Source organism: Ferrimicrobium sp., assembly GCF_027364955.1.
In the GTDB taxonomy this organism is placed as follows: Bacteria; Actinomycetota; Acidimicrobiia; order Acidimicrobiales; family Acidimicrobiaceae; genus Ferrimicrobium.
The window spans coordinates 124,369-139,865 of the sequence record NZ_DAHXOI010000003.1 but is presented as its reverse complement, the minus strand read 5'-3'; the positions used below and the strand labels follow the sequence as shown (position 1 = coordinate 139,865).

Here is a 15,497-nt window from a genome sequence, read left to right as displayed (position 1 = left end):
ATATGGCTAGAGTGATGGCATGTCGCCAGCAAGAATCTTTTACACCGATGACCAACCGACGCTCCTCGCAATGGCCGAGGAATATCCCTTTGGAGACCTGATCACCGTCGGACCTACGGGGCCAATGACCACCGCCCTGCCCCTACTCGTGATGCGCGAAGGAGAAGAGCTGGTGATCAAGGGTCACCTCACCCGCACCAACCCTCAGTGGCACCAATCACAGCCTGACTTTGAGGCGCTGGCCGTCTTTCGTGCCGAACATGGCTATGTTTCACCAAGATGGTATCGGAGCACGGCCACAAACCAACAGCACGTACCAACCTGGAACTACTCGCGGGTTGAGGCGACTGGCACGGTAGAGTTCTTCGACGATGCCCAAGAACTCCTGGCACTAGTTACCGCACTGACGGCGCGTTTTGAGCCTCCTGCCCCGACTGGTTGGAGCCCCGATCGGAGTCCGCAAGACTATATCCACAACCAGCTCAAGGCCATCGTTGGCTTCACTATCACGGTTAGCGCGCTGCGCGGCATTCGCAAACTCTCTCAAAATAGACCGATCGAAGATCGCGAGGCCGTCATCTCGTCGTTCAGTCAGCTCGGTCAAACTACCCTGGCTACCCGGATGCAGGAGCTCTTGAAGGATCAAGAACGCTAACGGGTCGCGGCGATGAGCCCCTTCATCGCCTCCTCAAGCTGGGTAGAGGAGAACGTAAATCCCGCAGCCTCGAGAACGTTGGGAGTGATCCGCTGGGAGACGAGGGCGAGTTCGCGCGCCATCTCCTTGCCGAGCACGAGTTCCAACGCAGGCGCGGGTACAGTAAAGATCGCCGGACGACCGAGAACTCCGGCGAGCACCTTGGTGAACTCCCGGTTGGTGACCGGGTTCGGAGCGACGAGGTTGACCGGCCCGCGCACCGTCTCGTGGTCGAGGCAGTACTGGATCGCTCGAACCTCATCGGTGAGCGTAATCCAGCTCATGTACTGCTCTCCAGTAGCGAGGCGGCCACCGAGCCCAAGCTTAAAGAGCGGCAAAAGACGTCCGAGCAGCCCACCCTTCGCATCGAGGACCAGCCCGGTCCGCAACAGCACCACCCGTTTGGCGATCGACTCCCCGAGGCGCGCCTCGGACTCCCAGTCAGCGACGACCTTAGCCAGAAAGCCTTTCCCGGGTTCGGACTCCTCTGTCAGCGTCGTGCTACCCCGGTCTCCATAGATGCCCGAAGCCGACGCGAAGAGCAACGTGGCGGGAGGTTGCTCAAGGGTCTTGAGCGCCTCCACGAGCGAGCGAGTCCCATAGACCCGCGACGCGTAGATGCGAGAGCGAACCTGTGCGTCCCAGCGATGCTCGCCAATTGACGCACCTGCCAGGTGGATCAGGGCATCATAACCCTCCAAGGCGCGCAGATCTCCCTCACCACCATCGGGGTCAAAGAAGGGAACAGAAGCTCCATCGTTAGGCTGCATCTGCTGCACGCTGGTGCCCCGTCGTTCGGAGGCGCCCTGTCGCTCGATCGCCGTCACCTCGTGGCCACTCTCGACGAGCGCGCTCGCAAGGGCTGACCCGATCAACCCGTGGCTTCCTGTGAGTCCAATCCGCATCGCGCACATCCTTCGTTATCGCATCTGTCTTCCTCTACAGCAGCACTGATCGACGAAACATTCCTCCGGCCCACCCATTGGCGGGCCGGAGCATTACAAGGACTCTCTCCTTAGCCCGCGATCGCGGTCGTCGCCTGCTGATGATTGACCGCAATCCGTCGCGGCTTCGCCGCCTCGTGAACGGGGATCGATACCGTCAGCACGCCATCGGCGTAATCGGCTACCACGCCCTGCGGATCCAGATCAGACCCGAGATACAACGACCGCTCCAACGAACCGCTAAAGCGCTCGGCCACGACCATCTGCTCGTGATCATCGTGCTTGATCTCGCGGTTGGCACGCACCGTTAACACATTGCGCTCCACCGTTACCTCGAGTCCCTGTGGGTCGATCCCGGGAAGATCGAACTGCACTACGTAGGTATCGTTGACTCGAAATGCATCGACCGGCATTGCCGCCCTGGCATCTCGTTGAACGAGCGACTGAAACATCCGATCGAACTCCCTGTAGGGATCAATACGCATAACCATCATGAACCTCCTTCATCAAGAGCAGCACCACTGCTCACTCCTATCAATGCCGACACCGCAGCATCTATTCCCAAGTATACCAGATTTCCTTAGTCATTCACACTCAAGTTTTACGATAGGCAACAGTTAGGTTTGTTGAGTCATGAAACAATCTTTGACATTACTGCGGGGGATGCCGCTGTAACCACGGTTGTTCCGCCTCGCCGATCGGCGTCGTCGGGGGCGCCGCCACGAATGGCCAGATCTCGCTCGCTATCGCGTGCCAGTTCGCCGTTGCCCCAAGATAGCCAAGCAGTGCATACAGTCCGAGGTTGATACGCTGGAGGACCACGAATGCGCGGGGGACATTCAAGTACTTAGCGACGGGATGGCTATGATCGAAGGTGTGTCGTAACAGAGCACTCGCGTAGGCGCTCGTCACCTCGAATACACGATCATCGGCGACGATGTCATAGAAATCCCGGAAAAAGTCGGCAATCGCATCTGGATCGAGATCGTCCTTGGTGACGAGGCCAACTGCATAGACGATTTTGGCAAAACGCGGCTTATCCCGGTCGAGCACCATCGCCTGAATCATCGACTCAAAGAGTTCAATCTCCGCTTGGGTGAACTCCTTGGTAAATCCGAAGTCCAAGAAGCCAATGCGACCGCCCTCGAGAAAGAGGTAGTTACCAGGGTGGGGATCACCATTGAAGAGTCGGAGCCGATAGAGGCTGCGAAAGACGAACCGAAAGAGCACCTCACCATAGGCATCCCGCACCGACTGCGGTTCGCTCAGTACCTCCTGAAACGACCTGCCATGCAGGTACTGGGTTACCAGCACATGAGGCGAGGAGAGCGCAAAGTTGACACGCGGAACGACGATGAAGGGATGGTCCTGATAGTAATCAGCAAAAGTCTGTGTCCGTCGTGCCTCGTTGGTGTAGTCCAACTCCTCCCCCAACCGCAGGACCAGTTCATCGGCCATCTCACTCGTCGCCATCGACGGAAAGAGCAACTTCAACGCACCCGCTACAAGTCCAGCGTTGTCAAGATCTGCGCCAATCAGCGCGGCGGCATCGGGAAACTGGACCTTGATCGCGATCTCCTCGCCAGAGCGTAGCCGACCGCGGTGTACCTGTCCGATCGAGGCGCTGGCGACGGGAACCGGATCGATCTCCTTGACGAGACGATAGAAGTCAGGAATCTCAGCAAGGATGGTCGCCTCCGCCAGGGTGAACTCCATCGTCGGCGCATCACGCTGGAAACTGGCCAGCGCTGCGCGGAGATCGGGCTCGACCTCAGCATCAAGATACCCCGCCATCTGGGCGAGCTTGGTCATCAGCCCGCGGGTGTTCGCAAACTGTGCCCGAACGTCCGTGGCGGTTGCTATGCGGGCGTTGCGAAGTGCAACCTCACGCCCCGACGCGGGTGTGAGCCGTACCCGTAGGCGGCGTAACGCGTTGCGCGTTGCCAATCCAAGAATCATCGAGGATGAACGATACAGACGACGTACGTTGAAACCCATACCCGTCAGCCTATGCCAGATCAAGAGCGCTGATTCCTCGTGCACCGGGCTTGGAGGAAGAACGAAGGTGACCTAGAATCCTTCCATGGCCTACCAGACGATCATCGAACCATTTCGCATCCACTCGGTCGAACCGATCCCGATGACAACCAGAGAACAACGCCAAGAGGCGATCCGTGTGGCCCACTACAACCTCTTCCAGCTGCCTGCGCGCAACGTAATGATTGACCTACTCACCGACTCAGGAACCGGCGCGATGAGTCGCGACCAATGGGCAGCGATCCAACACGGTGACGAGTCCTATGCCGGATCTCCATCATGGGAGATCTTCGAGAGTGCCGTGGGGGAACTCTTTGGCTTTCCCCACATCATCCCGACCCACCAGGGGCGTGCCGCCGAACGCATCCTCTTCTCGGTACTCGGTGGACCAAACAAAATCGTCCCGGCTAATACCCACTTCGATACCACTCGGGCCAACGTGGAATACACCGGCGCCCAAGCCGTGGATCTCCCCTGCCCCGAGGGACTCGACCCCGAACTTGAGGCACCCTTCAAGGGCAATATCAACCTCGCAGCGCTCGAAGCGCTGCTAACCAAACGGGCCGCTGACATCCCTGCGGTCATCTTGACCGTGACCAACAACTCTGGTGGCGGACAACCGGTCTCCATGGAGAATATCCGCGCCACCAGCACGCTGTGCCGGACCTTTGGGGTCCCTCTCTATTTAGATTCGTGCCGTTTCGCCGAAAACGCCTGGTTCATCCGGCTGCGTGAGCCGGGCTATGCCACCAAGTCCGTCACCGAGATCGTACGAGAGATGTACTCCTACGCTGACGGCATGACCATGAGCGCGAAGAAGGATCCGATGGCTAATATTGGAGGCTGGCTCGCCACCAACGACCCTGGCATCGCTGATCGGGCACGAACGATGCTCATCCTCACCGAAGGCTTCCCGACCTATGGCGGCCTTGCTGGCAGGGATTTAGAGGCCATCGCCCAGGGACTACGTGAAGCGGTATCCCACGACTATCTTCACTACCGCATCGCATCCACCGCTTACCTCGGCGATGCCTTGGAAGAGATGGACTTCCCTGTCGTGAGGCCAAGTGGCGGCCACGCGATCTATCTCGATGCCCGACGTCTGCTCCCTCATATCCCGGCTCTTGCGTATCCAGGACAAGCCCTGGCGATCGCGCTCTATGAACTCGGTGGAGTCCGTGGCTGCGAGATCGGCTCGGTCATGTTTGGGCGTGCTCCTGATGGCAGCGAGCACCCTAGCGCCCTTGAGCTGGTACGCCTCGCTATTCCGAGGCGCACCTATACCCAAAGCCACATCGACTATGTCGTAGAGGTGTGTGCCGAAGTGCTCAATATTGCCTCCAGCCTAAGGGGGTACCGCATCACCCAAGAGCCACCTGCACTCAGGCACTTCAGTGCCCAGTTTGCGCCGCTGGACTAACGCGAGCAACCCAACCATCCAGGCACGAAAGGACATGATGCTCGAAACCACCAATCTTCTTGGCTTTGATCTCGAAACCACCGGTCTCTCGCTTACCGACGATGAGCCGGTCTCCTATGCGCTCTCCTGGTGGAGCCCGGATGGCATCCGCGACGACTATAGCCTTGTGGCACCGACACGACCCATCGCACCGGAGGCCACCGCAAAGCACGGCATCTCAGATGAGCAGGCTGCGCGCGAGGGTCAGCCCCTAGCGGAGGCCCTGAGACATATCGGCAACGATCTCGTCAAAGCAGGTCGCCAAGGCTGGCTACTGATTGGAATGAACGTCTCCTTCGACCTAGGCATCATCGACGCCCAACTCCATCGGCACTTCGGGAAGGGGCTTTATAACGTCGGCTGGCAAGGCCCAGTGCTCGACATCTACGTCATCGACCGCGTCTTTAGTGCCCCCCGGCGCGGTTCACGACAGCTCGACGCCCTCTGCGAGTTCTATGGAGTTGAGCTCAACAACGCCCATAATGCCCTCGGTGATGCCCACGCCACCGTCGAGGTAGCGCGCCGTCAACTCGACGCCTACCCTCGCATCGTTGCGATGGATGGCCCAAGCCTCATGGCTCTCCAGGAGCGTGAACACATCAAATGGCTCCGCAACTTGAATGACTACCGTCGCGAGCACCAGGGTGAGCCCATCACCATCCCCAAGGGATGGCCCATCGACACCACCCTTCGATCATCATGAGCCGCCTGTCCACCGACTGGCGGGAGGGTCGTTGGCTGCGAGGCCTGTGCGTCCTCATCGCCGTTACCATCATGGCGAGCGTCGTGACCATCTTCCACCAACAGACCATGGTCGTTCCCGAGGTCGGTGCCGTCTCGACCGGTCTGATCTTCTTCCGTATCGACGAATGGCGCCGGGGACCTATCCCCTTCTACCTCGTGATCTGCGGGGCAGCCTTTCTCGGTGTGGAGGTCGCTCGCTACCTCTCCCTGGATCTGATCGCTCAGATCGTCATCACCTTGGCTGTCATCCTTGGGGCCGTTTTGTTTTTCCGTGTCCCTGCCTATCCTGCGCTCTCAGCGGGTCTCCTTCCCGTCTATCTCCATCTCATCTCGCCCCTCTACGTCCTGGCAGTCATCATTTTCATGGGGCTACCAACACTCTTCGTCGTCATCACCGAGCGACCAGGCCTAGGTCCTTCATCGCCGATCCCCGTCAACCTCCGATCGACGATCATCATTGTCGGCTCCCTGGGCGTGATGGTGCTAACCGTCTGGATCGCGCGTTCTCCGCTAGCCGTCTTGCCACCTCTCTTTGTTGCAACCGTCGAAAATGCGAACGCCCCCAAGGCGCGAGCAGCCCGCCAACTCACCTGGACTGCGCTGGCGATCCTTGGGGCCATCGAGTTGACCATCCTCCTCTTTGTCAATCTCAACTCCAACTTCGTGGTGCTCATCACGCTGGCTTTTGCCCTCGTTGTCATCACAAAACTTGGGATCGAGAGTCCACCCATCCTCGCACTCGCGATCATCCCGCTTGTCTTTAGCCACGCCACCGACCTCCGCATCAGCTATCTGATCGTGATCGGCGTTGCGCTATCACAGATCGCCCCACCACTAGTCGCGAGCGCAACCGACGGGCTCTTGTCGCTCGTGCGCCCACATCACGGCATCGAGGATGCGTACGACGGCGCAGAGGCCAACTTCGACTGGGATAACGGTGCCTAGCTGGCCTTTTGTCATCCCGCCCTCTCCCTGCTACGAGGTGGGAACTCTCGCTTTCGCCGATCCACGCCTCACGAGGGACGTTGATGCTCGATAGTCGCGGCCTGCCCCAACACGTGCTTGTGATCGGGGGAGGATCCGAGATCGCACGTGCCCTGCTAGGACGACTAGGAGCCGTATCACTGCGCTCGGTCCTCCTCCTTGGACCACACCCTCAATCGATGGCACAGACCACTACCGAACTCCTTGCGGCCTACCCAGAGCTCGTTATCGAAACACAACACCTTGACCTTGCCGACACAGCGACCCTCGATCACCGCATCAGCGAAGCACTAGCGAGTATTCAATCCCTCGATGCCGTCATCATGGCCGCCGGTTGGCTTGGCATGCAGTCAGAGGACGAGCGGGATCCCGATCGGGTGGCCCACTCCATCACCGTGAACTTCACCGGACCAGCGACGGCATTGACCCATTGCGCCAATCAGCTACAGACGCAAGGGTACGGGCTCATCATCGTGCTATCATCGGTGGCGGGCGAACAGGTACGACGCTCAAATTACCTCTACGGCGCTGCCAAGGCAGGCCTTGACGGATTTGCTCTCGGTCTCGCTGATCGCCTCCACCCAGCGGTGCGGGTCTTGGTCGTCCGACCAGGGTTTGTCGGCACTGTGATGACCAACGGTCGGACAAGACCTCCGCTGAGTACCACACCGGGACGTGTGGCCGATGACATCGTCCGGGGCGTCACCCAACACGCAACCATCGTGTGGAGTCCCCGCATCCTGCGACCGATCATGATGATCTATCGCCACCTTCCGCGCGTCCTGGTCAGGCGTATCCCGTACTAGCAGAGGGATCGACGTGCAACACACTCGGGTCAGCTGACCGCCGTACCACCGATAATCGGCGCCCCATGACCTGTCGTCGTTGAACCGAGTGCGGGAGCGCTCGGGCCTCCGGCAAAACCGACCACCTGGCCATTCGAGAGGATGATACTATAGCCAGTACCGTTAGGGCCACGAATGATAGCCACCGCCAAAGGGTTAGCCTGTACCGAACCCGCCGAGGGTGCATCACCAAAGCCATAGGTCGCCCCATCGGCGGTCAACAAGGTGTACCCACCTCCGGTTGGCGAGGCGACGATACCGACGAACTTGGCTCGCACTGTCGTTGTCTGGCTCATATCTCCATAGTCATGGGCTGCCCCAAAGGAGAGGACGGTACCATTGGCCTCGAGGAGCCAGTACCCGTTGCCGTTCGGGGTTGAGGCGATGCCGACGACTGGCGCGGCGAGTGGATGAGCACCGGTGAGGCCGGTAAAACCCTTGGAGTAGGCCGATCCCTGATAGGTTGCATTACCAAAGTCAAAGACGCCACCATCGGCGGCGACCAACCAGTAGCCATCACCGTTCGTCGTCGAGGCGATGCCAACGATAGGAGCGTTCAAGGGACGCGAACCCGAGAGACCGGTGATGCCGTAGGTGTAGGTACTGCCATAGAAATGTGCATCGCCAAAGTCAAAGACGCCACCATCGGCTGCGACCAACCAGTAACCCTTCCCATCGGGAGTTGCGGCCACACCGACCACTGGAGCGTTCAAGGGACGCGAACCCGAGAGACCGGTGATGCCGTAGGTGTAGGTACTGCCGAGGTCAGTCGCCCCATCCTCGGCTGCAGTGCCACCGTCCGCGGAAGCGACGATAATGCCAGAGCTGGCGGTGTTGCCCTGGTTGATGACTGGCGGTGTTCCTGGGGATGGATCACCCAATATCGCGGCGGAGATCACTGGCGCCCCATGACCTGTCGTCGTTGGACCGAGTGCGGGAGCGCTCGGGCCCCCGGCAAAACCGACCACCTGGCCATTCGAGAGGATGATACTATAGCCAGTACCGTTAGGTGCCGTGACGATCGATACCGCCTTGACTGCCTGGTCACCCAAATTCAACGATCCATACGAGGAGGCGTCCCCAAAACCATAGACGGCACCGTTGGCCCCGAGCAGCCAATACCCTTGACCATCCGCTGTTGAAGCGATGCCGACGATGTTGGCTGGCTGGCCCAGTTGGCCATAGTTGCCCGCATCCCCAAAGGAGAGGACGGTACCATTGGCCTCGAGGAGCCAGTACCCGTTGCCGTTCGGGGTTGAGGCGATGCCGACGACTGGCGCGGCGAGTGGATGAGCACCGGTGAGGCCGGTAAAACCCTTGGAGTAGGCCGATCCCTGATAGGTTGCATTACCAAAGTCAAAGACGCCACCATCGGCGGCGACCAACCAGTAGCCATCACCGTTCGTCGTCGAGGCGATGCCAACGATAGGAGCGTTCAAGGGACGCGAACCCGAGAGACCGGTGATGCCGTAGGTGTAGGTACTGCCATAGAAATGTGCATCGCCAAAGTCAAAGACGCCACCATCGGCTGCGACCAACCAGTAACCCTTCCCATCGGGAGTTGCGGCCACACCGACCACTGGAGCGTTCAAGGGACGCGAACCCGAGAGACCGGTGATGCCGTAGGTGTAGGTACTGCCGAGGTCAGTCGCCCCATCCTCGGCTGCAGTGCCACCGTCCGCGGAAGCGACGATAATGCCAGAGCTGGCGGTCGACCCCGAGGGTTGAGCGGGCGCAGTACTATTACCATCGTTGTTGATCGCAATCGGACCACTCACGCTAAACCAATCCGAGTCCAGACCGAGCATGGAGGCAAACTCTGCACCTGAGACAGTGGAAGAGCCACTGGAACCAACAACCTGGATCGACACGACGCGGCCGCCGTCAGTACCCTCACCCGTGCGTTGCAGGACATTCAAACCTTGCACGGTACCCACATTCGCGAAGGCCTGTTGGAGCGAGGAGAGTCCAACCGTCTGACTCCAAGGGTCCCATGGATCACAGATCGAGGCGTAACAGCCGGCATCATAAGGATCGGGAACAGCCGGAAAATCGCCTCCTGCGGTGTAGCCCCCGTCGGAGGCGGAGTACTGGGTAAAAGCAGGGGCACCAGAGGACTGCTCAAGGATTTGGCCTGCGGTGTCTGTCTGCGCTGCATCGATCAGTGCGCGAGCCTGACTGGTCTGCCCGGTGTTGAAACCTCCATAGACCTGGCAGTAGTCGGAGTCACAGATCTGGGCAAAACTATAGGAGTTGCCTACGGCAAGCGCATAGGTCCGTGCCTCCACCGCCTGTGCCTCGAGCGCCTGGAAACCCCAGGCCTGGCCCTGGGGACCAGCACTGCCAAGTGTCCCCCACACCACCGGCATCTCGTTCCCGATGACTCCTCGGACATAGGATTCGAGGCCAAGGGTGTTCGTCAAGACCTGCTGTCCTTGCCCGTTCTCAGTCACTCCGAGCGTACCTCGCACGTACTCAACAGTGCCGCCAGGCTGGCACCACCCGAGCGCTTGGCTCTGGGTCTCATTGACCATCGAACCTAATGGCTCCAGGTTGACTGGGCTTATCGTCAACGATCCGGTCGTGGAGGTCAGTGGTGTCCATGAGGTCGGGGTCGAACAGCCACTCGACCCCACCCCTTGACTGACCGAGATCGTACCACCGGTATCGGTTACCTGTACCGGGGTATTTGCAGCCACCGTAATGTTATTGACGACAAGACCCTCGGCATCTACCACCGTTGCCGGCTGTCCCGTCCCCTGGGTGAGCCAAACGGTGAGGAGTCGGTCATAGGTACTGGCCAGCGTAGCACCGCCATAAAAATGCGCAAGGATCTCCTGGTAGGTGAGATGACCTTGGCTGGCATAACCGGCTTCACCAAATTGACTCGCCCCATTACCTGATCCAACCCCATAGCCAGTAAAGGTCAGACTCGCGCTGCTGGCATAACTCGTCGCCGGGAAGAGCACCGCCGCCGGCACGATACCGACCAGTGCCCCAGCGGCAAGCATCGCACTCGTTCGTCCTGATGGCAGCACAAACGCTGATCGCTTCGAATGGAGCCCACGCCGCATCAGTCGCACCACGGCGATCTGCTCAACGCAGCTACTGTTCTCATGCCTTCAGTCATCGGAACACCCAGACCCCAACTTGACTCTGCCGACTCGCACCTATTCGCGAGGCCAGCCAACAATTCGTCAACCTCTCCACCATAGCAGCGAACGTGGGCTACACATTACTAAGGGTGAGATCACTCCCACAAATCAGAAGTGCTCAGTTCACGCCCTTAGCGGGTTGAGGCTAGCGCAACTAAGATCGACCGAACAAGGATAACGGGAGGTCACACGTGGAGGATCTGAGAGAGCGCCTTGAGCGCGAGATGGTCAAGCTGCGCCGTAGCGGCGTCATCCCTCCATCGCTGGAGGCCAGAATGGGTGAAGTCATGAACGAACTCAAGCCTCGACTGCGCTTTGACTCGATCAAGGATCGTCTCTTCAACCTTGAGGCGACCTCCTACATCGACACCGCCGTACCGACGAGTTCGCAAAAACCTGGCGTGACCTATCTCAAGCGGACCATTAAGGCGGGTATCGGTTGGTACCTCACCTACCTCACGCAACAGATCAACAACTTCACTTTCGAGACGGTAGGGCTCTTGAACGCCCTTGAGCTTCGCCTCTCAGAACAGGAGGAGCGTCTGGACCGGATCGCCCCCCACCTCTCGCTGGGCCACAGCTTCGGTCAGTTCCCAGCGAATTTCCTCACCCAAGAGACGGTCCTCGACCAACTAGCGCAGTGCTCGTTCGAGCGACCAATCCTGGTGGCCGCTGCCGACGAGGATCTGCTGCTCGCAACGCTCACGAGCAAAACTCCGGACCTCGCCTACGGCCAGATTGAGGACCCGGTACTCGCTGATCGAGCAGCGGCCGAGGGGCTCGATGTGAGAAACAGCTCTCTGCTCTGGCACCTCGAACACTGCGGCAAGGATTCGCTTGGTGGGGTTGTCCTGCGCGGCGTTGAACTCGAATGCTCACCCATCTGGTTCAAGCGTGCCGTACTCGCCGAGATAGAACGGGTACTCGCCCCCGGAGCACCTGGGCTCCTCATCCACCACGAACCCACGATCCTTGCCAGCTCGCGAGAACTCAACGCGATGGCGGCCCTTCGAGGAGGACCGATTACGACACCGGCCTGGGCTGTCCTCGCTCACGAGGCTGGCTTTCGCGCAACCACGCAGACGATCGACGTCGACACCCTCGTCACGAGGCTCGATCGGTGAGCGCCGTCTTTCAACTCATCCCCTCCTTTGCGAACTACGATGCGATCGGGACCCATACGCGCCAGCTCGATGCGTTGCTACGCGACTTCGGGTATGAGACGGCCATCTACGCCGACGAGTGTGACGAATCCCTCGCTGCCTACGCCTCACCTTTTGCTGAGTTACGCCATCGACCACCAAAGGGAGTCTGGTACCTCTACCAGGCCAGCACGAACTCCCGCATCGCTGATTGGCTCCGCGATCGACCAAGAGTCCTCGTGAACTATCACAATGTCACCCCCCACGCATTGGCCAAACCCTTCGAACCCGAGATTGCGCGCGTACTCTGGCAGGCGCGCCGCGAGATCGGTGGCCTCGCCCAAACGACCCAACGGGCCTTCACGGTCTCTCATTACAACGCGGTTGATCTTTTCGAACTCGGCTTTCTTCATCCCTTGGTGGCGCCTCCGCTGCTGGCGCTCCCCCAACACCGCCAAGCGATGGCGCATGAACCCGTCCGGACTCCATCCAACTGGCTCTTTGTCGGGCGCATCTTCCCCAACAAGCATCAACTCTTCCTGATCGAGGCCTTTGCCCTCTATCGTCAACTCTTTGAGCAGGAGGCGACACTCACCCTGGTCGGATCAACCGCCTCAGCGACCTATCTCGAGGCCATGAAAGCAAAGATCGCGCGCCACCACCTCGAGCACTCCGTTCGACTTCTCTCGGGACTGAGCCCAGCAGCGCTAGCGTCCGAGTACCGCCAAGCCAGCCTCTTTACCAGCGCCTCGCTCCACGAGGGCTTTGGCTTCCCCTTTATCGAGGCCTTTGCCCACCAGATCCCAGTACTCGCCCTCGCGACCTCTGCCGTGTCCGAGACGCTCTCCTCCGCCGGCTGGCTCCTCTCCAAGGAGGACCCTCTCTCCTACGCGGTCGCGGCGCACACCCTTGCCCACGACATCGGGCTCCGTGACCAGCTCATCGAGCGCGGGCTGTCGAGGCTACGCACCTTTGACCCGGCCACGCTGCGAATCCAGTACCAACGCCTCATCGAGCAACTGGTAGGTGCTCCATGACCATCCATCAGTTCGTCCCGGTGCTGCTCCCGCATGACGCCGTTGGCAACTGCGCCCGCGAACTGCAGCGTCGGCTCCTCCTCACGGATCCCAACAGCCACATCTATGTGGAGGATGTGCGGCGATCCGATCTCGATCATGCGACTCCGGTCAAGGAGATGCACCTGCGATCAGGGGATGTGTTGATCTATCACTACGCAAACTTCTCCGCGCTCGCCCCCTCGCTCCTTGCTCAGGGGCAAACCCTGCTCTACTATCACAACATCACGCCCGAGCAGTACTTCACCGCATGGGACCCTGACACCGCCATCGCACAGCGGCGTGCACGACAGCAGCTAGAGCGCCTCGTCCATCAGGCGATGGGCTGTCTCTCGGTGTCCGCCTTTAACGCCACGGAGCTCAGACACTACGGAACAGAGGCGGTCGCCACCGTTGGTCTCTTCGCCCATTACGATGACCTCAAAAATGAGGAGCCAACTGAGCGCCTCGGCCGGCTCCTTCGCAGTTGGGAACACCGGGACTCCCCAGAGGACTGGCTCTTTGTCGGGCGGTTAGTGCCCAACAAGGCCCAGGAGGACCTGCTCAGCTCCTTTGCCCTCTATCGAGAACTCACCGGGGAAGATAGTTCCCTCACACTCGTTGGGCGTCCTTTTCACCCGGACTACCTCCTCGGTCTTCGGCAGCGAGCCATCGACCTTCGTATCAGTCATCGGGTGCACTTCCTCACCGGTGGCCTGCGCGCCCGCTCCCTCGGGGATCACTACCGCGCCGCTCGCATCTTCGTCTCCGCCTCACTCCACGAGGGTTTTGGTGCACCCCTTCTGGAGGCGATGTCACTCGGCCTGCCCGTGGTCGCCGTCGACTCATCAGCCGTTCCAGAGACCGTTGGCGATGCCGGTTTCATCGTGCCTCCCCATGATCCGCTCGCAACGGCGACAGCTGCCAAACTCGCTGGCGAGGAACCCTTGCGTCGTGAGCTTCTCGATCGTGGCGCTCGGCGAGTCAAACGCTTCGACAACGACGCTGTCTGGGGCCGGATGACGGCGGCACTCCGCGAACTCACCGGCATCGAGGTGGCCTGATGCATCTCGTCTTTGTCACCCCACGCTATGGCCGCGACATCGTCGGCGGCGCCGAGATGGCGGTGCGCTCCTACGCGACCCGCATCGCTGGCCGTGGCCACCGCGTGGAGGTGATCACCTCGACCGCGACGACCTTAGTGTGGGACGATACACTGCGGGCCGAAACGGTCGTCGAGGACGGGGTGATTGTCCACCGTCTTCGGCCATGCCAGCCTCGCCTCGCAAACTTCTCCACCATCTACGCCAACGCACTCGCCACCGGACGACACCCGCACGCCGTCAGCGCTAACCAGTTCTTGGAGGACCAAGGCCCGCTCCTCGATGGGTTCGAAGCACTCCTCGATCGGCTCGACCCTGATCGGGTGATCAGCTATCCCCTCCTTTACTGGCCGAACCTCCAAGCTCTGCGTTGGAAACCCGCCCGATCCGTGCTCCACCCTGCCGCGCACCCAGAGCCGATCCTCTCGAGTTCAATCTATTCCGAACTCGTGCCCCGCGCACGTCGGATTGTCTTCCAAACACGCTCCGAACAGGATCTCCTCAATCGACTCTTTTTGATTGGCGCCTCTCGCCAGCTCGTGCTGCCCCTAGGACTCGATGAACCAACCCCCGACACCGGCCCCTCCCTATCGTTACCCGCAACGCCCTATCTTCTCGCACTTGGGCGTGTACAGGCCGACAAAGGCAGCCGGCTACTCACTGAGCTCTATCGCCAGACACAGCCCACGTTGCGACTCATCATGGCCGGCCCCCTCGTTGACCCCTTGCAGCCTACACCCAACGTCGAGGCGCTCGGCGTCGTCTCGAAGGCCCACCGTGACGCCTTGCTGGCCAACGCATCCGCCGTCGTCATCGCCTCACGCTATGAGTCCTTCTCCCTCGTCGCCATCGAGGCGATGGGGGCAGGCATCCCCCTCATCGTCAACGGCCATAACCCGGTTCTCCTGGAGCAGATCGAACACTCAGGTGGCGGGATTGCATTTCGCACGGCGCCTGAACTGCTCAGCGCTATCGAGCTCATTGCGACCGATAGAACCCTCGCACAGACGCTCGGCCAACATGGAAAACACTATGCCACCACGCACCTGGGCTGGGAGCCGATCATCGACCGCTACCTTGCCTTCCTCGCCTAGCGTGTGCCAAGAGCTGGCACGCCACCAGGAGCGTGCGCGCCTTTAGCCCAATACCGTTAACTTAGGGACCCGCCGCGATGACATAGATGAGATCCTTGACGGGCATCGAGGGTTGAGGCCAGTTGGAGTGGTTGGGATACTTGGTGGGATAGGGACTCATACGCTTTCGAACGACACGGGGATTGGAGCGCAAGCGTCGCTTTGGTAGTACCTGCTCAAGTATCTGACAGGTCGCACGCCT

13 protein-coding genes are annotated in these 15,497 nt (G+C 60.2%); 9 read left to right on the top strand and 4 right to left on the bottom strand.

The features are described from left to right. Nucleotides 1-19 precede the first annotated feature (19 nt). Nucleotides 20-655 carry an FMN-binding negative transcriptional regulator gene (locus M7Q83_RS03435; RefSeq protein ID WP_298335395.1) on the top strand — a complete coding sequence of 212 codons (636 nt, stop codon included), beginning with the start codon at nucleotides 20-22 and terminating at the stop codon, nucleotides 653-655. Here M7Q83_RS03435 and M7Q83_RS03430 read toward each other — a convergent pair. From M7Q83_RS03430 to M7Q83_RS03420, 3 genes are all read right to left on the bottom strand, one after another. Continuing rightward, a complete protein-coding gene (locus M7Q83_RS03430) occupies nucleotides 652-1,599 on the bottom strand; it encodes a TIGR01777 family oxidoreductase (RefSeq protein ID WP_298335393.1) in 948 nt (315 codons plus the stop codon). The two genes, M7Q83_RS03435 and M7Q83_RS03430, sit on opposite strands and share 4 nt — an antisense overlap. A 110-nt stretch (nucleotides 1,600-1,709) precedes the next feature. Continuing rightward, nucleotides 1,710-2,129 carry an Hsp20/alpha crystallin family protein gene (locus tag M7Q83_RS03425; RefSeq protein ID WP_298335391.1) on the bottom strand — a complete coding sequence of 140 codons (420 nt, stop codon included), beginning with the start codon at nucleotides 2,127-2,129 and terminating at the stop codon, nucleotides 1,710-1,712. A 160-nt stretch (nucleotides 2,130-2,289) separates the two neighbouring features. Next, nucleotides 2,290-3,636 (bottom strand): AarF/ABC1/UbiB kinase family protein, encoded by a 1,347-nt coding sequence (locus tag M7Q83_RS03420; RefSeq protein ID WP_298335389.1) that lies wholly within the window; start codon nucleotides 3,634-3,636, stop codon nucleotides 2,290-2,292. Between the two features lie 85 nt (nucleotides 3,637-3,721). Here M7Q83_RS03420 and M7Q83_RS03415 point away from each other — a divergent pair, with 85 nt between their 5' ends. From M7Q83_RS03415 to M7Q83_RS03400, 4 genes are all read left to right on the top strand, one after another. Beyond that, nucleotides 3,722-5,095, top strand: a complete 1,374-nt coding sequence (locus M7Q83_RS03415) for a tryptophanase (RefSeq protein ID WP_298335387.1) — start codon at nucleotides 3,722-3,724, stop codon at nucleotides 5,093-5,095. Nucleotides 5,096-5,129: 34 nt separating this feature from the next. Further along, complete coding sequence (locus M7Q83_RS03410; RefSeq protein ID WP_298335385.1) at nucleotides 5,130-5,837, top strand: exonuclease domain-containing protein; 708 nt, start codon at nucleotides 5,130-5,132, stop codon at nucleotides 5,835-5,837. Continuing rightward, entirely contained in the window at nucleotides 5,834-6,823 is a 990-nt protein-coding gene (locus M7Q83_RS03405; protein ID WP_298335383.1) for a hypothetical protein, read from the top strand. The genes M7Q83_RS03410 and M7Q83_RS03405 overlap by 4 nt, the downstream gene beginning before the upstream one ends. Nucleotides 6,824-6,906: 83 nt before the next feature. After that, nucleotides 6,907-7,668 carry an SDR family NAD(P)-dependent oxidoreductase gene (locus tag M7Q83_RS03400; RefSeq protein ID WP_298335381.1) on the top strand — a complete coding sequence of 254 codons (762 nt, stop codon included), beginning with the start codon at nucleotides 6,907-6,909 and terminating at the stop codon, nucleotides 7,666-7,668. 29 nt (nucleotides 7,669-7,697) lie between these two features. Here M7Q83_RS03400 and M7Q83_RS03395 read toward each other — a convergent pair whose 3' ends face one another. After that, nucleotides 7,698-10,793, bottom strand: coding sequence for a SpoIID/LytB domain-containing protein (locus tag M7Q83_RS03395; protein ID WP_298335379.1), 3,096 nt, complete (start codon nucleotides 10,791-10,793; stop codon nucleotides 7,698-7,700). A 260-nt stretch (nucleotides 10,794-11,053) separates the two neighbouring features. On the opposite strand from M7Q83_RS03395, the gene M7Q83_RS03390 reads away from it, so the two are divergent. The 4 genes from M7Q83_RS03390 to M7Q83_RS03375 are packed head-to-tail and all read left to right on the top strand — an operon-like array spanning nucleotide 11,054 to nucleotide 15,256. Further along, nucleotides 11,054-11,986 (top strand): hypothetical protein, encoded by a 933-nt coding sequence (locus M7Q83_RS03390; RefSeq protein ID WP_298335377.1) that lies wholly within the window; start codon nucleotides 11,054-11,056, stop codon nucleotides 11,984-11,986. Further along, nucleotides 11,983-13,041, top strand: coding sequence for a glycosyltransferase (locus tag M7Q83_RS03385; RefSeq protein ID WP_298335375.1), 1,059 nt, complete (start codon nucleotides 11,983-11,985; stop codon nucleotides 13,039-13,041). Before M7Q83_RS03390 ends, M7Q83_RS03385 begins: the two co-directional genes overlap by 4 nt. Further along, nucleotides 13,038-14,123 (top strand): glycosyltransferase, encoded by a 1,086-nt coding sequence (locus tag M7Q83_RS03380; RefSeq protein ID WP_298335373.1) that lies wholly within the window; start codon nucleotides 13,038-13,040, stop codon nucleotides 14,121-14,123. The genes M7Q83_RS03385 and M7Q83_RS03380 overlap by 4 nt, the downstream gene beginning before the upstream one ends. Continuing rightward, nucleotides 14,123-15,256: a glycosyltransferase family 4 protein gene (locus M7Q83_RS03375; protein WP_298335371.1), complete on the top strand. Its 1,134-nt coding sequence runs from the start codon at nucleotides 14,123-14,125 to the stop codon at nucleotides 15,254-15,256. The genes M7Q83_RS03380 and M7Q83_RS03375 overlap by 1 nt, the downstream gene beginning before the upstream one ends. Nucleotides 15,257-15,497: the final 241 nt, after the last annotated feature.